17 protein-coding genes are annotated in these 21,157 nt (G+C 69.9%); 7 read left to right on the forward strand and 10 right to left on the reverse strand.

Annotated features, from left to right (window positions below; all coding sequences use genetic code 11):
• Positions 1–16: 16 nt before the first annotated feature.
• From ACFHWT_RS01700 to ACFHWT_RS01710, 3 genes are all read right to left on the reverse strand, one after another.
• A complete protein-coding gene (locus ACFHWT_RS01700; RefSeq protein ID WP_278170335.1) occupies positions 17–1,429 on the reverse strand; it encodes an alpha,alpha-trehalose-phosphate synthase (UDP-forming) in 1,413 nt (470 codons plus the stop codon).
• Positions 1,430–1,593: 164 nt separating this feature from the next.
• Positions 1,594–2,604 (reverse strand): DUF308 domain-containing protein, encoded by a 1,011-nt coding sequence (locus tag ACFHWT_RS01705; RefSeq protein ID WP_416592803.1) that lies wholly within the window; start codon positions 2,602–2,604, stop codon positions 1,594–1,596.
• Positions 2,605–2,754: 150 nt separating this feature from the next.
• Positions 2,755–6,336 carry an ATP-binding protein gene (locus tag ACFHWT_RS01710; protein WP_416592804.1) on the reverse strand — a complete coding sequence of 1,194 codons (3,582 nt, stop codon included), beginning with the start codon at positions 6,334–6,336 and terminating at the stop codon, positions 2,755–2,757.
• A gap of 218 nt (positions 6,337–6,554) precedes the next feature.
• Here ACFHWT_RS01710 and ACFHWT_RS01715 point away from each other — a divergent pair, with 218 nt between their 5' ends.
• On the forward strand, positions 6,555–6,749 hold the full coding sequence (locus tag ACFHWT_RS01715) for a hypothetical protein (protein WP_416592805.1): 195 nt from the start codon (positions 6,555–6,557) through the stop codon (positions 6,747–6,749).
• Between the two features lie 60 nt (positions 6,750–6,809).
• Here the strand turns inward: ACFHWT_RS01715 and ACFHWT_RS01720 are convergent, their stop codons facing one another.
• Positions 6,810–7,502: a Crp/Fnr family transcriptional regulator gene (locus tag ACFHWT_RS01720; RefSeq protein ID WP_123602718.1), complete on the reverse strand. Its 693-nt coding sequence runs from the start codon at positions 7,500–7,502 to the stop codon at positions 6,810–6,812.
• Positions 7,503–7,861: 359 nt separating this feature from the next.
• Between ACFHWT_RS01720 and ACFHWT_RS01725 the strand changes: the two genes are divergently transcribed.
• The 5 genes from ACFHWT_RS01725 (at position 7,862) to ACFHWT_RS01745 (ending at position 12,918) form a co-directional block, all read left to right on the forward strand.
• A complete protein-coding gene (locus tag ACFHWT_RS01725) occupies positions 7,862–8,368 on the forward strand; it encodes a polyadenylate-specific 3'-exoribonuclease AS (RefSeq protein WP_416592806.1) in 507 nt (168 codons plus the stop codon).
• Positions 8,369–8,545: 177 nt separating this feature from the next.
• A complete protein-coding gene (locus ACFHWT_RS01730; RefSeq protein WP_278170326.1) occupies positions 8,546–9,574 on the forward strand; it encodes a 6-phosphofructokinase in 1,029 nt (342 codons plus the stop codon).
• Positions 9,575–9,693: 119 nt separating this feature from the next.
• Positions 9,694–10,512 carry a pyrroline-5-carboxylate reductase gene (gene proC, locus ACFHWT_RS01735; RefSeq protein WP_416592807.1) on the forward strand — a complete coding sequence of 273 codons (819 nt, stop codon included), beginning with the start codon at positions 9,694–9,696 and terminating at the stop codon, positions 10,510–10,512.
• A 298-nt stretch (positions 10,513–10,810) separates the two neighbouring features.
• Positions 10,811–11,161 (forward strand): DUF2203 domain-containing protein, encoded by a 351-nt coding sequence (locus ACFHWT_RS01740; RefSeq protein ID WP_123602715.1) that lies wholly within the window; start codon positions 10,811–10,813, stop codon positions 11,159–11,161.
• A 158-nt stretch (positions 11,162–11,319) separates the two neighbouring features.
• Entirely contained in the window at positions 11,320–12,918 is a 1,599-nt protein-coding gene (locus ACFHWT_RS01745) for a glycosyl hydrolase family 18 protein (RefSeq protein ID WP_416592808.1), read from the forward strand.
• 69 nt (positions 12,919–12,987) lie between these two features.
• Here the strand turns inward: ACFHWT_RS01745 and ACFHWT_RS01750 are convergent, their stop codons facing one another.
• Both ACFHWT_RS01750 and ACFHWT_RS01755 read right to left on the reverse strand, forming a co-directional pair.
• A complete protein-coding gene (locus ACFHWT_RS01750) occupies positions 12,988–13,788 on the reverse strand; it encodes an ABC transporter ATP-binding protein (RefSeq protein WP_416592809.1) in 801 nt (266 codons plus the stop codon).
• Positions 13,781–14,686, reverse strand: coding sequence for an ABC transporter permease (locus ACFHWT_RS01755; RefSeq protein ID WP_278170320.1), 906 nt, complete (start codon positions 14,684–14,686; stop codon positions 13,781–13,783). Before ACFHWT_RS01755 ends, ACFHWT_RS01750 begins: the two co-directional genes overlap by 8 nt.
• A 264-nt stretch (positions 14,687–14,950) precedes the next feature.
• Between ACFHWT_RS01755 and ACFHWT_RS01760 the strand changes: the two genes are divergently transcribed.
• Positions 14,951–15,634 (forward strand): TetR/AcrR family transcriptional regulator, encoded by a 684-nt coding sequence (locus ACFHWT_RS01760; RefSeq protein ID WP_416592810.1) that lies wholly within the window; start codon positions 14,951–14,953, stop codon positions 15,632–15,634.
• Here ACFHWT_RS01760 and yicI read toward each other — a convergent pair.
• From yicI to ACFHWT_RS01780, 4 genes are read right to left on the reverse strand one after another with little or no spacing between them, the layout of a single operon-like run.
• Positions 15,600–17,882: an alpha-xylosidase gene (yicI, locus tag ACFHWT_RS01765; RefSeq protein ID WP_416592811.1), complete on the reverse strand. Its 2,283-nt coding sequence runs from the start codon at positions 17,880–17,882 to the stop codon at positions 15,600–15,602. The genes ACFHWT_RS01760 and yicI overlap by 35 nt on opposite strands.
• Positions 17,883–17,905: 23 nt before the next feature.
• Entirely contained in the window at positions 17,906–18,760 is an 855-nt protein-coding gene (locus ACFHWT_RS01770) for a carbohydrate ABC transporter permease (RefSeq protein WP_278170317.1), read from the reverse strand.
• Position 18,761: 1 nt separating this feature from the next.
• The gene (locus ACFHWT_RS01775) at positions 18,762–19,709 is read right to left on the reverse strand and encodes a carbohydrate ABC transporter permease (protein ID WP_416592812.1); all 948 of its coding nucleotides are present in this window, start codon (positions 19,707–19,709) and stop codon (positions 18,762–18,764) included.
• Between the two features lie 59 nt (positions 19,710–19,768).
• Positions 19,769–21,079: an extracellular solute-binding protein gene (locus ACFHWT_RS01780; RefSeq protein ID WP_416592813.1), complete on the reverse strand. Its 1,311-nt coding sequence runs from the start codon at positions 21,077–21,079 to the stop codon at positions 19,769–19,771.
• Positions 21,080–21,157: the final 78 nt, after the last annotated feature.

Genomic DNA, 21,157 nt, shown 5'->3' on the forward strand with positions numbered 1-21,157 from the left:
CGATCGGCCGGTGGGGTCAGGCGGTGAGCCGGGCGGCCAGGGAACCGGTGCGGTCCAGCGCGGTGAGGTAGCCGTGTACCCAGGCTCGGATGTCGTGGGTGCGCAGATGCTCGCGCATGGAGCGCATCCGGTCCGCCACGTCGGTCGGTGATGCCTCCAGCGCGTGCATCAGCGTCAATTTGAGCCCGTCGAGGTCGTGCGGGTTGACCAGGTACGCCTGCTGGAACTCGGCGGCGGCACCGGCGAACTCGCTGAGCAGCAGCGCACCGTCGTCGTCGACCCGGGCGGCCACGTACTCCTTGGCGACCAGGTTCATCCCGTCCCGTAGCGGGGTGACCGCCATGATGTCGGCGACCCGGTACAGCGCCGCCAGGTCGGCCCGGCTGAACGACTGGTTGAGGTAGTGGATCGCCGGTTCGCCGACCCGGCCGAACTCGCCGTTGATCCGTCCGACCTCGCGTTCCACCCGGTCGCGCAGGATGCGGTACTGCTCGACCCGTTCCCGACTGGGCACCGCGACCTGGACCATCACCGTGTCGCGGACCTTGATGTGCCCGTCGGCGATCAGTTCGCTGTACGCCTTGAGTCGTTGCTCGATGCCCTTGGTGTAGTCCATCCGGTCCACGCTGAGGATGACGTGCTGCGGGTCACCGAGGTCGGACCGCAGCTGACGGGCCCGTTCCAGCACGTCCGGCCGGCCGGCGAGGGACTCCATCTCGGACATGTTGATCGACACCGGGAAGGCACCGATACGTACCACCCGGTCGTCGATGGCGATCCGTCGGTCGGTGGCCGGCACCTTGAGCACTTTCGTCGCCAGCTGGGCGAAGTTGTGCGCGGCCTGGGCGCGCTGGAACCCCACCAGGTCGGCGCCGAGCATGCCGAGCATTAGCTCGGCCCGGCGGGGCAGCTGCATGAACAGCTCCGGCGGCGGGAACGGAACGTGCAGGAAGAATCCGATCAGCAGGTCGGGCCGTAGCGCCCGGAGCATTCCGGGTACCAGTTGCAGGTGGTAGTCCTGCACCCAGACCAGCGCGCCCGGCTCGGCGGCGGCCGCCGCCGCCTCGGCGAAGCGCTGGTTCACCCGCTGGTACGCCTCCCACCACCTGCGGTGGTACGCGGGCTGCTCGACGGAGTCGTGGTACAGCGGCCAGAGCGTGGCGTTGGCGAACCCCTCGTAGTGGTCCCTGATGTCCTCCTGGGACAAAGCGACGGTGTGCATCCGTACGCCGTCGATGTCGGGCAGGCTCGGTGCCGGGCCGGTGCCGCCGGCCCAGCCGACCCAGGTGGCGGGGGTGTGCTGCAGGATCGGGTGCAGGGCGCTGACCAGACCACCGGGGCTGCGACGCCATTCGCACGCGCCGTCGCGTGCGACGCTGTCGTCCACCGGCAGCCGGTTCGCCACCACGACGAGAGAACTCTGACGCATGAGGGGACCTCGTTTCGCTGCGGCGGTTGCCGCGCATGGCGAGTGATCACGAACTCGTGGGGATCGGCTACGAGAATTATTCCTACTGAGACCAAGTTACGCGAGTGTTACAGAGTGACCACAGCCGTCAATGAATCCGGATTTTCGCCATCCGTTGGTCAGTTTCAGACGACCGCGCCGTCGTCCAGGTCGTCATCCTCGTCGTGATCCGGCCGCAGCCGCCAGATCAGCGTGACAAACCCACCGACCACGCCAGCGAAACCGAGCAGGATGGCCAGTCCACGATCCACCGGAAGCACTGTCGGGAAGACGAAGAGGATGAAGCCGGCGATGATCGCCAGTACCCCGAGGACCGCAGCGGACGACAACCGGGGCAACGGGGGCGGCAGGGGAGGCGTGTAACCCTCCTCCGGCTCGTCCGGCAACCGGGCGCCGAAGGTGTCCAACCCGTCCAGCAGGGACGGTTCGTCGTCCCGCCGTCCGACAGAGATGTTGGTGTAGCCGACCGCCCACGGCAACGGGTCCGGTGTGCCGGTGGCCGTGGACTCCGGCTCGGCGCGGCCGTGAGCATCGTCGCCGGCCCGGCTGTCGCTGTCCCGGCTGTCGCCGGCCCGATCCGCCGGGCCTCGCTCGGTGGCGTCCCGGCCGGTCGACCGGTCCTCGACCGGCGGCAGGTTCTCGACCGGGGGGAGGTTCTCGGCGGCCGGCCAGGGCGCGGCGGTGGGGTCCGCCGGAGCCGGAGCGTGGTAGTTGGCGATGATGCCGGCCCAGACGGCGTCGGCGTCGGCGTCCCGACCGGCCGGCTGCCCCGCGCCGGCCGGAGCAGTCGGGTCCGACGCCGGCGACGGGATCTGCCCGGACCCGGCCGCCGGGGACCCGGAGCGGCTGCCCGGTGCGACCGGACCGTCCTCGGCCAGCTGCACCAGAAAGCCCCGGGCGGTGTCCAGGTGCGCCCGATCGACGAAGAGCCGGTCCACCGGCCGGGCCGGCACGGTGGTCGTGCGGGTGACCGGATTGACGTCCGACGACGGCTGCAGGTATGCCGCGATACCACCGGCGGCGAGCACGTCGAGCAGGTGTTCCCCGACCCGTGGGTCGACGTCGCCGGCCACGGCGTACTCGGATGCGTCGAGGCCGTTGTCCCGCCGCCCCCGACGCGCGCCACCCGCAGACACCGAATCAACTCCTCACCGGCCGCCGTCGCGTCCTATCCGCCGGCGGGCCCCCGGCCGGGGGCGTGCCGTGCCCTTGAATCGTGACACGCCGGTAGGTGGTTGTGGGAGGGCGTTGTGCGGTGCCGTGTCCGTCGATCCCGCCGCCAGTGGTCACGACGCCAGGGTCGGAGACCAGCGGTAGCCGCCCGTACCCTGGTCACTGAGGTGCAGCAACCCGGGTGCCTTGTTGCGCAGCGCGAAGCTTCGCACCTCGGCCAGCGCCGCCGCGTCGGCATCGCGGTCGCCGCCACGCCGCCACGCCGCCACGGCCAACGCCAACGCGATCATCCGGTCGGTGGTCGCGTCGATGTCGGCGAAACCGGCCGCCGCAGCGGCGTACAGCTCACCTGCCGCGCGATTCTCTCCGTCGGCCGCCGCCACCGCCGCGGTCACCGTCCGCAGCGCCGCCTCGGCCCACGGGGTGCGATGCTGCACCCGGTCGAGCATCGCCCGGACCTGCACCGCCGCGCCACGCCCGGCGGCCGCGGCGGCGAACGCGGCTGCCGCGATCCACTCGCCGCTGGCCAGTGCGGGCACCTTCGACCAGGACCGGTCCAGCTCGTCGAGCAGCGCTGCGGCCTCCACACCCCGCCCCTGCAGCGCCCGGCACAGTGCGCCCAGGCCGAGGCTGTTCCAGTACGGCCGGCGGAAGCCGCTGTCCCGGGCCGCGCGCACCGCGTCGGCGACGTCGTCGACCCCGCTCTGGTCGGCCATCGGTACCGGATCGCCACGCAGTACCCGCAGACACGCCCGTAGGCCCCGTACCTGGATGTCCCACCGGCCACTGGGCGTCGCGACGAAGGCATCGGCGGCGGCGAGGAAAGCGGCGAAGTCCCCGGCGAAGTAGGCACGCATGGCCTCGCCGGAGTATCCGGTGCTCAGCCCGGAGCCGGAGGCGGCACCGGACATCAGCTCCTGGGCGCCGGACCAGTCACCCTCTTCGCACAACGCGTACGACAGGTTCTGCAGCGCCCGGGGCAGCGCGAGCAGTTGGTGCTCGCGACACATCGCGGTGGCCGCCAGCAGTTCGTCGAGCCCGGACCGGTCCCCGGACTGGTACCGGGCCATGGCAACGGTGATCCGGGCGTTGACCAGCGTTTCGATCAGCCCCAGCCGGTCGGCGATCTCGGCCGCCGCGCCGGCCGCCGCGACCGCCGGATCCCGTTCCAGGTTGAGCATGTGCAGCCGGCCCAGCTCGGCGTACGCGTCGGCCTTCTGATCGGTGTCCGGCAGCGCGTCGAACAGCTCCACCGCCCGGTCCAGGCAGCGCAGCGCCTCGTCCCGGTCGGTCCGCAGCCAGGCGGCCCGACCGAGCAGGGTCCAGGCCCGGGCCGCGCACCCCTGATCGTTGACGTCGGCCAGCTGGTCGGCGAGCGTACCCAGCCGTTCGGTGCCCCCGTCGGCGAGGAAACCCGGGCCGTCGCGCAGAAACGCGAGCTCGGCACCGAGCAGTTCGAGCTGCAACCGCTCACCCAGCCCGTCGGTGCCGGCGACGGTCACCAGGCGCAGCGCGCGTTCCACGTGCCCGCTCGCCACGTCCAGCGCGTGCAGGGCGTACGCCCGGCGGGCCGCACGGTGCAGGGCGTCCCGGGCGGCCCCGGCGTACCCGTGGGTCTCCAGACCCAGCGTGTCCGCGATCTCGTGCGCCGCCCACCGGTGATGGGCCAGCACCTCGGCCAGGTCGGTGTCCCGGTCGCCAGCGAGGGTGTCCAACCAGTCGGCGGTCCGGGCGTGCCGGGCAACCCGTTCGTTACGGGGCAACCGCTGGTAGCAGACGTCGCGGACCAGCACGTGGCGGAACCGGAACTCGGGTTGCTGCGCCATCGTCGAATCCGGCTGTTCGTGGACGAAGTCGCGCTGCTCCAACCGGCGCAGCGCCCGGTCGACCAGCTCCACCGGCTGGCCGAGGGCGGCGGCGACCGCGCCGGGCCAGAACTGCACCCCGACCACGGCTGCGGCGAGCAGCACCGCCCGGTCGGTGGCGTCCAGCAGATCCATCCGGTTGGCGATCACCCCGTGCACACTGTCCGGGATCGGCAGCCGATCGCTGCGGGTCAACGCCCAACCACGGCCGCTGCGCCGCAACGCCCCCTGCTCCATCAGCATTCGCACGTACTCGTGTGCGTAGAGCGGGTTGCCGTCGGCCACCTCGATCAACGGGCCGAGCAGATCGGCCGAGAACGGCGCCGCACCGAACATGTGCGCGTACAGTGCGGCCACCCCGGTGTCGCGCAGCGGCGGCAGGGTGACGGTCAGCGCGCCCGGGGTGGTGCCCGCCCAGGCCGGCTCACGGCTGGTCAACTCGGGTCGGGCGGTGCACAGCAGCAGCAGTGGCACCTGCCGGGCGGAGGCGCCGAGCAGCTCGACGAAGCGCAGCATCGCCTCGTCGGCCCAGTGCAGGTCCTCGAAGACCAGCACGGTCGGCTGCCGGGCGGCCAGGGCGAGCAGGAAGCGCCGCCACGCTGACTCGGTCTCCTCGGCCGGCAGGTTGCGGTGCGGCAGCCCGACCAGTGGGCGCAGCGCGTCGACCAGCCGGTCCGCCTCCGGCCCGACCAGGGCCTGGACCCCGGTGGCCAACTTCTGCTCGGCGACGGTGGCCAGGTCGGTGTCGAGGATGCCGGCCTCGGCCTTGACGATGTCGGCGAGCGCGGCGAACGTGACGTTCTCCCCGAACGGCGGGCACCGCCCGATCCGCCAGGTGACCGGCTGGTCGACCAGCCGTTCGGTGTGCCGCAGCAGTTCCCGGACCAGTCGGCTCTTGCCGATGCCGGCCTGGCCGAGCACGGTGAGCACCTGGGGCCGCTGGTCGCGGATCGACCGGTACAGCGCGTTGACCAGCAGCCCCAGTTCGTGTTCGCGGTCGATCAGCGGGGTCGCGTCGGTCTGCCGGTCGGCCGGCACGGGACGCAACGGGGCCAGCGCCAACCACACCTCGGTCGGCGACGACCGTCCGCGCAGCGTCACCGCTGGCTGCGGGTCGTAGCGGATCGCCTCCTTGGTCAGTCCGTGCGTGACACCGCACACCAGCAACCCGTCGGCCGGTGCCACCGACTGCATCCGGGACGCGGTGTTGACCACGTCGCCGGCCAGGAACGCCTGGCCACCGTCGCGGGCCGCGCCGGTGTCGACCAGTGCCTCGCCGGTGGCCACGCCGATACGGAACCGGAGTCCCTCGCCGGCGGAAGCGGTGAACTCGGTCAGGGCGCGGCGCAGGTCGAGCCCGGCCCGGACGCAGCGCAGGGCGTCGTTCTCGGTGGCCACCGGCGCACCGAACAGCGCCATCACCGCGTCGCCGATGTACTTCTCCACCACCCCGCCGTACTGGCCGACGACCCGGCGCGCGATGGAGAAGAAGTTCGTTTGCATCCGCCGGACCTGCTCGGGATCGACCCGTTCCACGTACGGCGTGAAGTTGATCAGGTCGATGAACAGGACGCTGACCCGACGTCGGTCCTCCTGACTCGGCTCGGTCGGTCGTCGGCCGCCCTGCGGCTGCCCACAGGAGGTGCAGAAGCTCGCGTCGGCCGCCAGCGGGCGGTCGCAGTGCGCGCAGACAGGGATGAGCGCCGTACCGCAGCCGCCGCAGTAGCGGTCGTCGTCGGCCGCGGTCCGGCCACATTTTTCGCACGGGGCAGCGATGCCAGCCTCCTCGCGGGAACGTCGAGTCGGGAGCCTACTGTCGCATCTGGCCACCTGCCCTGGCCAGCGGCTATGCCCGGCCGGGCGTGGCGGTGCCGGACCCGACCTGCCGGGGTGGCCGGACTCGCAGGTCACGGCGGGTGCGTCAGCCCGAGTATCGCCGGTGCGGTCAACTGTCCATAACCGGGCTGTTGGTTAATGGACAGTCCATCTACCGGTGGTACCGGGATACATTCATCTGGCCAGATCAGACCGAGCAGGGGAGTCCTGACATGGTGTACGTCAAGTTGGAGAAGGACTGGACGGACTCGTCCGGGGTCAGCCACGGCGCGGGGGAGATGATCGATCTCGACGCCGGCACGCTGGCGAAGCTGCAGGAGGAGGGGGTCGTGGCCGAGGAGTGGATCGGCCCGACCGGGGAGAAGGTCGGCACCAACTGGATCGGCCCGACCAGCACCCAGCCCTGACAGCCGGCAGACGTCAGGCCCGGCGGTACGCGCGCCACGCGCGTACCGCCGGGGTCGTCCTCACCGGTCGGCCATTCCGGCCCGGCGGCGCAGCGCGGCCACGTCGGTCACCACGATCCGCCGACCTTCGGTACGCAGCCAACCCCGGTTGCTGAACGAGCCAATCGCCTGGTTGACGCTCTGTCGGGAGCCGCCGGCCATCTCTGCCAGCTGGCTCTGGTTCAGCTCGATGGTGATCATCGGGGCCTGGCTCTCCCCGGCCAGCCGGACCAGCGTCTTGGCCACCCGACCGGGCAGATCGAGGAAGACGTGATCGGCGTTCTGCTCGGTGAGCCGGCGGATCAGCGCACCGAGCGAGCGCATCACCGCGTCGAGAATGCGCGGGTTGGAGTGCACCAGATCCATGAACGCGCCCCGGGACAACGCCAGCGCGGTGCAGTCCTCGATGGCCTCGGCGGACGCCGACCGGGTCGACGCGTCCAGCAGCGACACCTCGCCCAGCACGTCGGGCGGGCGGACGACGGACAACACCGCACGTTCGCCGGTCGGCGCGGTGCGAAAGACCGCGACGGCGCCCCTTTTGAGCACGATGAGCGACTCGCCCGGGTCGTTCTCGACGAAGAGCAACTGACCCCTGCGGTAGGTGCGGGGCACTGCGGCAGCGATGACCCGTTGCCGGACCTCGGGTTCGAGGCCGGCGAACATGTCCACGCCGGTGAGCGCATCACCCGGCTCCGGCAGGCGCATCTCCACGGTCCAACCCCTCCCCACCAAGGGCACCATCCCACCGGGGGGCACCAACGTGCCCGTCCGGGGTGCATCACCCGACCCAGGCGAACATGAAATAGATACCGTTCGGAGAACGGTGTCAACATCAGATCATGGCTGCCGTGTCGCGTGGTGTACACCCCCACAATCATTTCTGTGACAGTCCTGTGCCCGACAAACCGGCAGGCTAGCGGCCAGATCCACCGGCGGGTGGGGGCCGACACGGGGGCCCGGCGGATCCGGCCGTGGGGATGCGGTGCCGGTCGGAGCGAGCCGGTCGACGGCGACGCTCCGGCCGGTACCCCGATGGGGGTCTATTTCCGGTATCGGCGAGGATGGCGGTAATGATCTACCGCTACTTCTACGACTGCGAGTTCATCGAGGACGGGCGCCTCGTCGACCTGGTTTCGATCGGTGTCGTCGACGAGCACGGCCGGGAGTTCTACGCGGTTTCCACCGAGTTCGACGGCGCCCGGGCGGTGCCATGGGTGCGTCGCCACGTGCTCGACAAGCTGCCGTCACCGGCCGATCCGGCCTGGCGGTCCCGGGCGCGGATCCGCGACGATCTGTACGCGTTCCTGGTCGCGCCGCTGCGCGACGGTTCGGCCGCCGAGTTGGAGCTGTGGGCCTGGTACGCCGCGTACGACCATGTGGCGCTGGCCCAGTTGTGGGGGGCCATGCCGGCGCTGCCCCGGGAGATTCCCCGGTTCACCAAGGACCTGCGGCAGCGGTGGGACGACGCCGGTCGGCCGGATCTGCCGGCGTCGGCCGCCGACCGGCACGACGCGCTCGTCGACGCACGCCACAACCTTGCCCGTTGGCAGGTGATCAGCCGGGCCTACCGGCGGTGACCGGGCCACCGACGGTCCGGTGATCCTCGGGGTCTGCTCGCCCGGTTGCCGGCCGGGCCGATAAAGTGCGCACTGACGGCCCGCCCCGGGCCGGCAACGATGCCGACGGTCTGACCGGACTTCGTTCCTGGGGCTCGAGTGGGTCTACCGCACAGTTTCCTGGAGGATGAGCGGATCATGCGTATCGGCGTGCTCACCGGCGGCGGCGACTGCCCCGGCCTGAACGCAGTGATCAGGGCGGTGGTGCGCAAGGGCGTCGCCAGCTACGGTCACGAGTTCATCGGATTCCGCGACGGCTGGCGCGGACCGCTGGAAGGGCTGAGCCGGCCTCTCGGCATCGACGAGGTACGGGGCATCCTGCCCCGGGGCGGCACCATCCTCGGTTCGTCCCGGACCAACCCGTTCAAGATCGACGGCGGGGTCGAGCGGATCAAGGAGAACCTGGCGTCCCAGGGCGTGGACGCCCTGGTCGCGATCGGCGGCGAGGACACCCTCGGCGTCGCCACCAAGCTGCACGAGCTCGGCGTCCAGGTGGTCGGTGTCCCGAAGACGATCGACAACGACCTCGGCGCCACCGACTACACCTTCGGCTTCGACACCGCGGTCAACATCGCGATGGAGGCCATCGACCGGCTGCACACCACCGCCGAGAGCCACCACCGCACCCTGGTCGTCGAGGTGATGGGCCGGCACGCTGGCTGGATCGCGCTGCACGCCGGACTCGCCGGTGGGGCGAACGTGATCCTGCTGCCGGAGCGCGAGTTCGACGTCGAGCAGGTCGCCACCTACGTCGAGAAGCGCTTCCAGAAGCAGTACGCCCCGATCGTGGTGGTCGCCGAGGGCGCCCACCCGATGGAGGGCCAGATGGTCCTGCAGAACAAGGAGCTCGACTCCTTTGGCCACGTCCGGCTCGGTGGCATCGGCCAGTGGCTCGCCGAGCAGCTGGAGGCCAAGACGGGCAAGGAGGCCCGGACCGTCGTGCTGGGTCACATCCAGCGCGGCGGCACCCCCACCGCCTTCGACCGGGTGCTCGCCACCCGGCTCGGCCTGCACGCCATCGACGCCGCCAACGACGGCGACTGGGGCAAGATGGTCGGTATCCGGGGTACCGACATCGTCCGGGTGCCGCTGGCCGAGGCGACCCGGGAGCTCAAGACCGTACCGCTGGAGCGCTACACCGAGGCCGAGGTCTTCTTCGGCAGCTGACCACCCGGTTCCGGGCCGGGACGGGCGGCTCCCGCCAGGGCGCCGCTCCGCCCGGTCCGGCTTCGGTCCCGGTCCGGCTTCGGTTCGGTTCGGTTCGGTTCGAGAGAGGATGGGTCCGGATGCCTCCCGGCGCGCACAAGGTGGCCGTGATCGGCGCCGGCAAGATCGGCGAGCTGGTCCTCTCCGGCCTGTTGCGGGCCGGCTGGCCGGCCGATCAACTGCTGGCGACGACTCGGCGGCGGGAGCGGGCCGAGGACATCGCGGTGCGCTACGGCGTGTCGGTGGTGGACAACCACACCGCGGTGGCCGAGGCGGAGGTGCTGGCCGTGGCGGTCAAGCCGCAGGACGCCGCCACCCTGCTGGACCAGATCGGCCCCAAGGTGCCGGCGGACAAACTGGTCATCTCGCTCTGCGCGGGACTACCGACCGAGTTCTTCGCCCGCCGTCTACCGGACGGCACCCCGGTGGTACGGGTGATGACCAACACCCCGGCGCTGGTGGACCAGGCGATGACCGCCATCTCCGCCGGCCGGCACGCCACCGCCGAGCATCTGGCCCTCGCCGAGGAGATGTTCCAGCCGCTCGGTGTCACGATCCGGGTGCCGGAGACCCAGCAGGACGCGGTCACCGCGTTGTCCGGCTCTGGCCCGGCCTACTTCTACCTGCTGGTCGAGGCAATGATCGACGCTGGAATCCTGCTCGGGCTGCCCCGCCAGGTGGCACACGACCTGATCGTGCAGACGGCGATCGGTTCGGCGGTGATGCTGCGGGACTCCGGCGAGCATCCGGTCAAGCTGCGCGAGGCCGTCACCTCGCCGGCCGGCACCACCATTTCGGCCATCCGCGAGCTGGAGAACCACGGGGTCCGGGCGGCGTTGCTCGCCGCCCTGGAAGCGGCCCGCGACCGCGCCCGGGAGCTGGCCGCGCAGCACGGCTGAGGTATTCATTCACGCTCACCCCCTTCCGCTGAACGTGTCGGTGTGGCTACCGTTTGCGACATAGGTGGTCGTAGGTGGCTCGACGGGAACGAGGTCCGCCGGAGCTGGGCGACCGCCGTACCGGCGTCGTGTCGTGACTTCCCCTGCGGCGACGTCGACAGCCGGCCCTGGCTGCCCCCCTACGGCCGGCTGCCGGGCGCGTTCCGCCGACGCGCCCAGTGCCGCCGCCGGCGCACGGCGACCGGCGGCGGCCCGGGGCGGCGGCGAAGACGGGTGGTGATGGACCATACTGGCGAACGTGTTCACCCTCGCCCAGGCCCGCCACCTGATGGCAACCCTGCGTCCCCGGATCGACGAGTTGGTCCTGCTCCGCGCGGACCTGGCTGAGTTGCGGGCGGACCTGGCGGCCGGATCGGACAGCCCGCACGGCGGTCTGGCCGAGGTGAAAGGGCTGGAAGCGCGGATCTACGGAATTCTCGACGAGCTCAACGAGCAGGAGATCCAGGTGAAGGGCGTCGCCCCAGTGCTGCTCGACTTCCCGGGCGAGCTGGACGACCGTCCGGTCCTGTGGTGCTGGCTGGAAGGCGACGGCGAAATCCGCTGGTACCACCGCCTGGAGTGTGGGTTCTCCGGCCGACGCCGGATCTGAGCCCCGGGTTCGTCCGCGCGGTCCCCGGCAGTGCCGGCCGGCGTTCCAGCCTGGTCGCGCAGCCATCGAGATATCGACATCTTGACGAACTGGTCGATGTGTGAGTAGCGTCTCAGGAACTTTATGGAAAGTTTCCTAACTAAATGGGGAGACGCCTGATGAGAAGATCACTGCGCCGCGCCGTCTGGGCCGGGGCGCTGGCCGTGGTGACGGCCGCGGCGGCGGTGCCGGTCACCGCGGCCTTCGGCGCCGGCACCATCTCCGCCAACTTCGTCGCCAGCTCCGACTGGGGTACCGGGCACGAGGTCCGGGTGACGGTCGCCAACGGCTCCGACGCCACCGTCGGCACCTGGCGGATCGAGTTCGACCTGCCGGCCGGCACCACCATCAGCAGCTTCTGGGACGCCGATGTGACGCGCAGCGGCAACCGGTACACCGCGGTGAAGAAGAGCTGGGCCGGTGGCCTCGCGCCGGGAGCCTCGTTCAGCTGGGGCTACATCGGCACCGGCGCCTTCCAAGCGCCGCAGAACTGCACCATCAACGGGGTGTCCTGCACCGGCGGCCCGGCACCGACCACCGCCCCGCCCCCGACGACCGCGCCGCCCACCACGCCACCGCCGACGACTCCGCCACCGCCGCCCGGTGGGCAGAAGGTGGTTGGCTACTTCACCCAGTGGGGGGTGTACGCCCGCAACTACCACGTGCGCAACATCCACACGAGCGGGTCGGCGTCGAAGATGACCCACATCATGTACGCCTTCGGTAACACCGCCGGTGGGCGCTGCGCCATCGGGGACAGCTACGCCGACTACGAGAAGGCGTACACCGCCGCGGACAGTGTCGACGGGGTCGCCGACACCTGGGACCAGCCGTTGCGCGGCAACTTCAACCAGCTGCGCAAGCTCAAGGCGATGTATCCACACCTGAAGGTGATCTGGTCGTTCGGCGGCTGGACCTGGTCCGGCGGCTTCACCCAGGCCGCGCAGAACCCGGCCGCGTTCGCCGAGTCCTGCTACAACCTGGTGGAGGACCCACGCTGGGCGGACGTGTTCGACGGCATCGACATCGACTGGGAGTACCCCAACGCCTGCGGCCTGACCTGCGACTCCAGCGGCCCTGCGGCGTTCCGGAACCTGATCTCGGCACTGCGTGACCGGTTCGGGTCGAGCGCGTTGGTGACCGCGGCGATCACCGCGGACGGCAGCAACGGCGGCAAGATCGACGCGGCCGACTACGCCGGAGCCATCGGCGACCTGAACTGGATCATGCCGATGACGTACGACTACTTCGGTGCCTTCAACGCGCAGGGACCGACCGCCCCGCATTCACCACTGACCTCGTATCCGGGAATTCCGCAGCAGGGCTTCTGGTCGGACGCGGCGATCCAGAAGCTGAAGAGCAAGGGCATCCCGGCGAACAAGCTGCTGCTCGGCATCGGCTTCTATGGTCGGGGCTGGACCGGCGTCAGCCAGAGCGCTCCGGGTGGCACCGCCACCGGTCCGGCGCCGGGCACCTACGAGCAGGGCATCGAGGACTACAAGGTACTCAAGAACACCTGCCCGGCGACCGGCACCATCGGCGGCACCGCGTACGCCAAGTGCGGCAACAACTGGTGGAGCTACGACACCCCGGCCACCATCGGCGGCAAGATGAACTACGCCAAGGGGCAGGGCCTCGGCGGGGCGTTCTTCTGGGAGTTGTCCGGCGACACCGGCAACGGTGAACTGGTCACCGCGATCCGCAACGGTCTCGGCTGAGGCTGAGACCATCATCCGCACGGGTGTCCGGGGGCGACGGGTACGCCGTCCCCGGACACCCGGCTCGGGTCACCTGCGGTTGGCGTACTCCTGGTAGGCCTTGACCACCTCGGTGCTCGGCCCGTCCATGCGGATCACGCCGGACTCCAGCCAGATACTGCGCTCACAGGTGTCCAGGATCGACTTGTTGCTGTGACTGACCAGGAAGACGGTCCCGGCCTCGGCCCGCAGCTCACGGACCCGTTCCTCGCTGCGCCGCTGGAACGCGGCGTCGCCGGTGGCCAGCGCCTCGTCGATCATCAGCACATCGTGGCTCTTCGCCGCGGCGATCGAGAACCGCAGTCGGGCCGCCATACCCGACGAGTAGGTCCGCATCGGCAGCGACGCGAAATCGTCCCGTTCGTTGATGCCAGAGAACTGGACGATCCCGTCGTACTTCGCCCGCACCTCCGCCGGGCTCATCCCCATCGCCAGACAGCCGAGCACGACGTTACGCTCGCCGGTCAGGTCGTTCATCAGGGCGGCGTTCACCCCGAGCAGGGACGGCTGACCCTGGGTGTAGACCCTGCCCCGGCGCGGCGGCAGCAGGCCGGCCACCGCACGCAGCAGGGTCGACTTGCCGGAGCCGTTGCTGCCGATCAGCCCGATCGCCTCGCCACGGTGCGCCACGAAGCTGACGCCGCGGATGGCGTGCACCTCGCGTACCGTCGGGGCTTGCTTGCGGGTCGCGATCCGTCGCAGCGCCGCGACCGGGCTGTTGCGCCCGCCGCCGCCGGTGTTGATCCGGTAGACGACGTGCAGGTCGTCGACGATCACGGTGGGCACCCGGGTGTCGGCCCCGGAAGCCGGTGCGTCCAGCAGGTCAGCCACGGCCGTACTCCTCCTCGGCACGCCAGAAGTAGATGAAGCCCACCACACCCATCAGCACGGCCCAACCGCCGGCCGCCGGCCACAGGTACCCGGGCGGGCTGCCCATCGAGTCCATCAACGCGTAGCGGACCAGGTCGATGTAGACCGCCATCGGGTTGAACTGCAGCACGGTGACCACCCAGCCGGGCAGGTCGCCGGTGAACCGGTCGATGCTGTAGAACACGCCGGATGAGTACAGCCAGGTCCGCATCACGAACGGCAGCAGTTGGGAGAGGTCACTGGTGCGCGCCGCCCAGCGGGCCACCATCATGGCCAGCCCGCCGCTGAACAGCGTCTGCAGCAGCAGCGCCGGGATCAGCAGCAGCCAGCTGAAGTCGATCCCCTCACCGGTGGCCAGCATGATGACCGCCAGCACGGTCATCGACGGGGCGAGTTGCTGCAACTGCACCAGCACCGAGGTCAACGGCAGGCTGGCCCGGGGGAAGTGCACCGCCCGGATCAGGTTCATGTTGTCGCCGATCGACCGGGCCGAGGTGGTCACCGCCTGCTGGGTGAAGGTGAAGATGAAGATCCCGGTGCAGAGGTACGCGATGTAGTTGTCGATGCCGCGGTCGGTGCCCAGCAGCAGCCCGAAGACCAGGAAGTACACCCCGGCGTTGGCCAGCGGTGTGATCACCTGCCAGATCTGGCCCAGCCGGGCGTTGGTGTACATGGCGATCAGCCGGGCGTTGGAGTACGCCCAGATGAAGTGCCGCCGCGACCACAACTGCTTGACGTAGGCACCCAGCGACGGGCGGGCACCGCTCACCGCCAGGCCGTGTTGTCGGGCCAGCTCGGCGAGGGTGGGCCCGCTATCCGGTTCCAGCGTCACGGTCGTGCCACTGGTTGGCTGCCGCATCCGATCTGTCCTTCCATCAGCCAACGCTGCCGCTCGTGCACACCCGCGCCCCTCTCCGACGGGTACCTCTCGTCCCGGACGCCGCGACGACGGTGCCGCGCGACCCGCTGGCACGGGTGGTGCCGGACCGGTGAGGCCGGTTCATGCCCGGCTCCTCATCTTCATGTCCGATGGCACGGAACGATACCGTCGCGTCCTGACGGAAACGGTAGGGGAGGCGACGACGATACGCAACCGTATCGTCGTGCGGTTACACTGGCTCGAATGCAGGGCGACGGAAAGCGACCGCCGGCGGGCGCGGCGGTACTGCGGGAGGATGTGACGCAGGCGATCCGGGCTGCCGCGTTGCAGGAACTGGCCGCAGTCGGCTACGGCAGGATGTCGATCGAAGCGGTGGCCCGCCGGGCCGGGGTCGGCAAGACCGCCGTCTACCGGCGGTGGGGTTCGAAACTGGAGATGGTCATCGGGATCGTCTCCGAGGTCGCCCTCGGGGTGACCGCCGTGCCGGACACCGGCACCTTGCGCGGTGACCTCGAGCTGGTGCTGACCATCGCGGCCCGGGCGTTGCGTCATCCGTTGGCCGGGCAGATCGTGCCGGACCTGCTCGCCGAGGCGGCCCGCAACCCGGCGATCGCGCAGACCCTGCAGGCAGCCCTGCGGGACAACCAGCGGGGGATCGGCACCCTGGTGACGAACCGGGCGGTGCGGCGGGGGGAACTGCCCGCCGACACCGATCCCGACTTCGTCGTCGACCTGATGGTCGGCCCGCTCTACTGGCGGCTCGCGGTGGCCCGTACCCCGCTGCCGCGCGGCTACGTCGCCCGGCTGGCCGCCTCGGTCGCCGCCGCCCTCACCACCGGGGCGGCGACCAACCCGGCAACCAACCCGGCGGGCAGCCTGGCGGCCAACCCGGCTACCGGTCCGTCAGCTCCCCCTGCCACCGGCTGATGTCGGCGGCCACCTCCCGGACCTCGCCGTGGCCGACCAGCTGCACCCGCCACGGCAGGGCCGCCCCGGCGACCCGGTCCGCGGTGACCGCCCTGCCGTGCCGGGCGACCACGAACCGGGCGGCCTCGGACCCGTCCAGCGCCGGCACCGACACCTGTACCTGCTGCCCGTCGGCGAGCTGGTACACCGCCAGGGTCACCCCGTCGGCGTACGAGTAGTCCGGTCGGTCCGCGTTCGCCCCGAGCGGCAGCACCGTGCCGGGGCGCACCAGCACCGGCACCTGGTCGAACCCGACCGTCCGGCGCACCCAGCCCGGGCCGGTGATCTCCTCGCCGGTCTGCAGGTGGGTCCAGGTGCCGGCGGGCAGGTAGAAGTCAACCTGCCCGTCGGCCCGGAACACCGGCGCCACCAGCAGGCTGTCCCCGAGCAGGTACTGCCGCTCCAGGTGGGTCACCGCCGGGTCGTCCGGGAAGTCGGCGACCAGCGGACGCATCACCGGGATCCCCTCGGCGTGGGCCAGTACCGCCTGCCCGAACAGGTACGGCATCAGCCGTGCCTTGAGCCGGGTGAAGATCCGCAGCACGTCGACCGCCTCTTCGCCGAACGTCCACGGCACCCGGTAGGTCTGGCTGCCGTGCAACCGGCTGTGCGTGGAGAGCAGCCCGAACGGGATCCAGCGCTTGAACACCTCCGGTGCCGGCCGGCCCTCGAAACCGCCGATGTCGTGACTCCAGAAGCCGAACCCGGACATCGCCAGCGACAGTCCGCCGCGCAGGCTCTCCGCCATCGACTCGAAGGTGGATTCGCAGTCACCGCCCCAGTGCACCGGGAACTGCTGCCCGCCAGCAGTCGCCGACCGGGCGAACAGCACCGCCTCGCCCTCACCGCGGTGCTCCCGGAGCAGGTCGAACACCGTCTGGTTGTACAGGTGCGTGTAGTAGTTGTGCATCCGTTCGGGATCGGCGCCGTCGTGCCAGATGACGTCGGTCGGGATCCGCTCCCCGAAATCGGTTTTGAACGCGTCGACGCCCATGTCCAGCAACACCCGCAACTTGTCGGCGTACCAGCGTCGGGCGTCCGGGTTGGTGAAGTCGACCAGACCCATCCCGGCCTGCCAGAGGTCGCACTGCCAGACGTCGCCGTCGGCGGTCCGGACCAGGTAGCCCCGCGCCGCCCCCTCGGCGAACAGCGCCGACCGCTGCGCGATGTACGGGTTGATCCACACGCAGACCTTCAGGTCCCGCTTGCGTAGCCGCTCCAACATCAGCTCGGGTTCGGGAAAGACCCGCGGATCCCATTCGAAGTTCGACCAGTGGAACTCGCGCATCCAGAAACAGTCGAAGTGGAACACCGACAGCGGCAGCTCCAGCTCCGCCATGGTGTCGATGAACGAGCTGACCGTCTGCTCGTCGTAGGAGGTGGTGAACGAGGTGCTCAGCCACAGCCCGAACGACCAGGCCGGCGGCAGGGCCGGACGGCCGGTCAGGGCGGTGTACTTGCGCAGGATCTCGTGCGGCGTCGGGCCGTAGATGACCAGGTACTCCAGGCTCTGCCCGGCGACGCTGAACGACACCCGGGAGACCACCTCGGAGCCGACCTCGAACGAGACCAGCCCGGGGTGGTTGACGAACACCCCGTAGCCGCCGGTGGTGAGATAGAACGGAACGTTCTTGTACGCCTGCTCGCTGCTGGTGCCGCCGTCCTCCTGCCAGATGTCGACCACCTGGCCGTTGCGAACCAGCGGGCCGAACCGCTCACCGAGTCCGTACACCGTCTCGCCGACACCGAGGCTGAGCTGTTCCCGCACGTACGACCCGTCGTCGGTGTCCAGCGCGGCCATGCTCTTGTAGCCGCTGCCGGTGAGCACCCGGTCGGCGGCCACGAACTCCAGCCGCCAGCCGTCGCCCCGGGCGAATCGGGCGGTCAGCTCGCCCGAGGTGATGCTGGCGTGCTCGGCGTCGTCAGTCACCTGGACCTCGGTGCCCGGCTCGCTGGCCAGGGCGAAGTCCGGATGCCGGGGCCGCCGGCCGAGGAAGTGTCCCATCTGGACGGATATCACGTCGGGGGCGGGGGAGGTGCAGCGTACGGTGAGCAGCGGCTGGTTGAGGGTGTCGCCGCGACCGGTGATCCGCCGGGTCGGGGCGTACACGGTCAGCGCCGCCGGCTCGACCTCGACGTCGTGCACCTGAGCCGGATAGAGCGGCCGTACGCCGTCACGCATCCGCCAGTAGCCGTTGCTGAATTTCATCGAACTCTCTCTCGGATCAGGTCCTACTTGACCGCGCCGGCCAGCACGCCCCGGGTCAGGGTGCGCTGGAAGATGAGGAAGAACAGCACCGCCGGCACGATGCCGAGCAGCGCCGACGCGCTGGTGGTGGTGGCGTCCATCATCCGGTCTCCCTGCAGGACGCCGAGCGCGACCGGAACCGTCTGCTTGTCGTTGGAGATGAGGAAGATCAGCGGCAGGAAGAACTCGTTCCAGGTCCAGATGAAGAAGAAGGTGAACAGCACCGACAGGGTCGGCCAACTGGTCGGCACCACCACCTTCCACAGCACCCGCCACTTGCCCGCCCCGTCCATCGCGGCGGCCTCCAGCAACTGTCGCGGGAAGTCCCGGAACACCGAGGAGAGCAGGTAGGTGCCGAACGCCGCCTGGATCGCGGTGAAGATGATGATGACGGCGATTCGGCTGTTGTAGAGGCCGACCTGTTTGGACAAATAGTAGAGCGGGTAGACCAGCGCCTCCTGCGGCAGCAGGTTGGCCAGTAGGAAGAACATCAGGAAGGCGAGGCGTCCGCGCATCCGGCCGATGCCGATCGCGTACGCGTTGAGCACCGAGATCACCACCGCGCCGACGGCGACCGTGGCGCTGATCAGGAAGCTGTTCCACAGCTTCTCGCCGAAGTCGACCCGGAACCAGAAGTCGACGATGCCGCGCAGGTAGAGCTCGCCGGGTAGGGAGAGCGGACCGTTGGCGGCGTACTCGGCCGGCGCCTTCACCGCGTTGAGCGCCACGACCAGGAACGGCGCCAGTACCAGCAGGGTGAGTACGGTCAGGCCGATCAGGACGGTCGAGGCGGTCAGCCGGCCGGGCCGGCCGCGCCGGGCAGTTGTGGCGGCGACCATCTCAGCTCCTTTCCAGGCGCTCGTCGCGGGTCTGGATCCGCAGGAACAGGTAGGTCAGCACGACGATGATGGCGGTCAGTACGGTGGCGATCGCCGAGCCGTATCCGGCGTCGGCCTTCTCGAAGAAGTTCTGGTAGGCGAAGTACGACGGCACCAGGGTGGCGTTGCCCGGGCCGCCCCGGGTCAGCACGAAGATCTGCCCGAAGATCTTCAGCGCGGCGATGGTCGTGGTGACCAGTACGACGTAGATCTCCGGCCTGATCTGGTGCACCGCGATGCGGGTGAACCGCTGGAACCATCCGGCGCCGTCGAGGTCGGCCGCCTCGTAGAGCTCCGGATCGACCCGTTGCAGACCGGCCATGAACATCACGACCGGGTAGCCGAGCTGGAACCAGACCATCACCGCCATGACGCTGAGCAGGGCGTACGCCGGGTCACCGAGCCAGTTCTGAGCGAGGGCGCCCAGACCGACGCGGTCCAGGATCGAGTTCAGCGCACCGTAGCTGGGGTGCAGGATCCAGCCCCAGACGATGCCGGTCACCGCGACCGGCAGCACCTGCGGCAGGTACAGCCCGGACCGGAACACGCTCGCCGTCCGCGGGCCGATCCGCTTGGCCACGTAGTCGAACAGGATCGCGGCGAGAAACAGGCCGAGCAGCGTCGGCAGCACCGCCATCGCGAGGATGATGAAGCCGATGTTGCGGAACGAGACCCAGAAGTTGGTGTCGTGCAGCAACCGGTCGTAGTTGTCGAACCCGATCCACTCCGGCGTCCCGACGCCGGACCACCGGGTGAAGCTGATCCCGATGTTCATCAGCAGCGGCACGACGATCACGGCGAGGAACAGCACGATCCCGGGCAGCAGGAAGGCCACGTATCCGTAGTCCGCTTTCCGGGCGCTGGTGCCGATGCGGGTACGGGGGTGGGGGCGGGTGAGCGGCTTGACCATGGAACCTCCCGGAGCAGACCGCGCGCCGGGGACCGGCGTCCCCGGCGCACGGTCGTCGCTCACTCGCCGATGCTGGCCAGGTTGTCGTTGTACGGCTTGGCGATCTCGTCGAGCACCTCGTCCGGCGACTTGCTGCCGTTGATCAGCTGCTGGACCCCGGCGACCAGGACGTCGTAGTAGCCCGGTGCCGGCCAGTCCGGGTAGAAGGCCAGCCCGTCGGAGTCGTTGAGCGTGTTGAAGTTCTCGATCAGCTCCTTGGCCTTCGGGGTGGTGATCGCGGCCGGGTCCGCGGCCAGCGGCACCCCGCCGGACTCGCCGAGCAGGTTCTGGATGTCCGGCTGCATGGTGATGTCGATGAAGTCGTAGGCGAGGTCCTTGTTCTTGGCGTTGCTCGGCACCACCCAGATGTTTCCGCCGGAGCCGGGGTGCAGGTCGCTGCCGGGGAAGAGGAAGGTGCCCCACTCGAAGTCGGTGATCTCGTCGCTCATCCGGCCGTACCACCAGCTGCCGGAGATCATGATCGGGAAGCTGCCCTGGGTGAAGGCGACGCCCATGTCCTCGGCCTTGATGCCGGCGGAGTCGGCGCCGATGTAGCCCTTGTCGACCCACTCGGCGAACGTGGTGGCCGCGTAGCTGAACTCCGGACCGTGGAAGTCGACCGGGTTTGCGTAGAGCTGGAAGTCGTCGACGAAGGACCGGTCGGCCCGGGTCAACGCCAACTCGTAGAGAATCTGCTGGGCCGGGTACTCGGCGCCGCCGACCGAGATCGGAGTGACGCCGTTGTCGACGAAGGTGTCCAGGACGCCCTCGAACTCGGCGAAGGTGGTCGGCACCGACAGGTCGTACTCGGCGAACATGTCCTTGTTGTAGTAAACCATCACGAATTCGCCGTAGTTGGGGATGCCGTACCAGGTGTCGCCACCCATCACCCCGTTGCCGTCGTACCGGCAGGTGGTGGCGACGCTCGGCGAGATCATCTCGTCCCAGCCGCGTTCGGCCACCACGTCGCTGAGGTCGGTGAGCAGTCCTTGCTTGGACAGCAGGCCGGCGGTGGCGTTGCCCTTGTTGTACTCCAGGATGTCCGGTCCCTGGTCGGAGTTGAGGATCATGCCGGCGTTCTGCCGGATCTGCTCGAAACCCTTCTCCTCGTAGACCACGGTGACGCCGGGATGGCTGGCCTCGAACTGCTTGATGGCTTCGGCCCAGGCGATGCCCATGGCGCTGTTGGCGCCTTCGTAGTGCCACAGGCGCAGGGTGCTGCCGTCGCCGCTGTCGTCGGCATCGGCGCCGCAGGCCGACAGGGTCAGGGCGGTGGCGGTGAGTACGGCGGCTATCAGGGTGCGGGTGCTTGTTCTCTGTCGACGGAACATTTTCCAGCCTCCTCGCGGGTGTGCCGCAGGGGCGGCGCGGTGCAGGCGCCGCCACGGGGACAGGGGTCGGATGATGGT

The sequence above is a fragment of the Micromonospora sp. LOL_021 genome, from assembly GCF_048060215.1.
Taxonomy (GTDB): domain Bacteria; phylum Actinomycetota; class Actinomycetes; order Mycobacteriales; family Micromonosporaceae; genus Micromonospora_E.

Excerpts from the sequence above, each read along its gene's own strand:
- ACFHWT_RS01775 (WP_416592812.1), bottom strand. The coding sequence starts at position 19,709 with ATGGTCAAGCCGCTCACCCGCCCCCACCCCCGTACCCGCATCGGCACC.
- yicI (WP_416592811.1), bottom strand. The coding sequence starts at position 17,882 with ATGAAATTCAGCAACGGCTACTGGCGGATGCGTGACGGCGTACGGCCG.
- ACFHWT_RS01760 (WP_416592810.1), top strand. The coding sequence starts at position 14,951 with ATGCAGGGCGACGGAAAGCGACCGCCGGCGGGCGCGGCGGTACTGCGG.
- ACFHWT_RS01770 (WP_278170317.1), bottom strand. The coding sequence starts at position 18,760 with ATGGTCGCCGCCACAACTGCCCGGCGCGGCCGGCCCGGCCGGCTGACC.
- ACFHWT_RS01755 (WP_278170320.1), bottom strand. The coding sequence starts at position 14,686 with ATGCGGCAGCCAACCAGTGGCACGACCGTGACGCTGGAACCGGATAGC.
- proC (WP_416592807.1), top strand. The coding sequence starts at position 9,694 with ATGCCTCCCGGCGCGCACAAGGTGGCCGTGATCGGCGCCGGCAAGATC.
- ACFHWT_RS01725 (WP_416592806.1), top strand. The coding sequence starts at position 7,862 with ATGATCTACCGCTACTTCTACGACTGCGAGTTCATCGAGGACGGGCGC.
- ACFHWT_RS01715 (WP_416592805.1), top strand. The coding sequence starts at position 6,555 with ATGGTGTACGTCAAGTTGGAGAAGGACTGGACGGACTCGTCCGGGGTC.
- ACFHWT_RS01700 (WP_278170335.1), bottom strand. The coding sequence starts at position 1,429 with ATGCGTCAGAGTTCTCTCGTCGTGGTGGCGAACCGGCTGCCGGTGGAC.
- ACFHWT_RS01730 (WP_278170326.1), top strand. The coding sequence starts at position 8,546 with ATGCGTATCGGCGTGCTCACCGGCGGCGGCGACTGCCCCGGCCTGAAC.
- ACFHWT_RS01780 (WP_416592813.1), bottom strand. The coding sequence starts at position 21,079 with ATGTTCCGTCGACAGAGAACAAGCACCCGCACCCTGATAGCCGCCGTA.
- ACFHWT_RS01745 (WP_416592808.1), top strand. The coding sequence starts at position 11,320 with ATGAGAAGATCACTGCGCCGCGCCGTCTGGGCCGGGGCGCTGGCCGTG.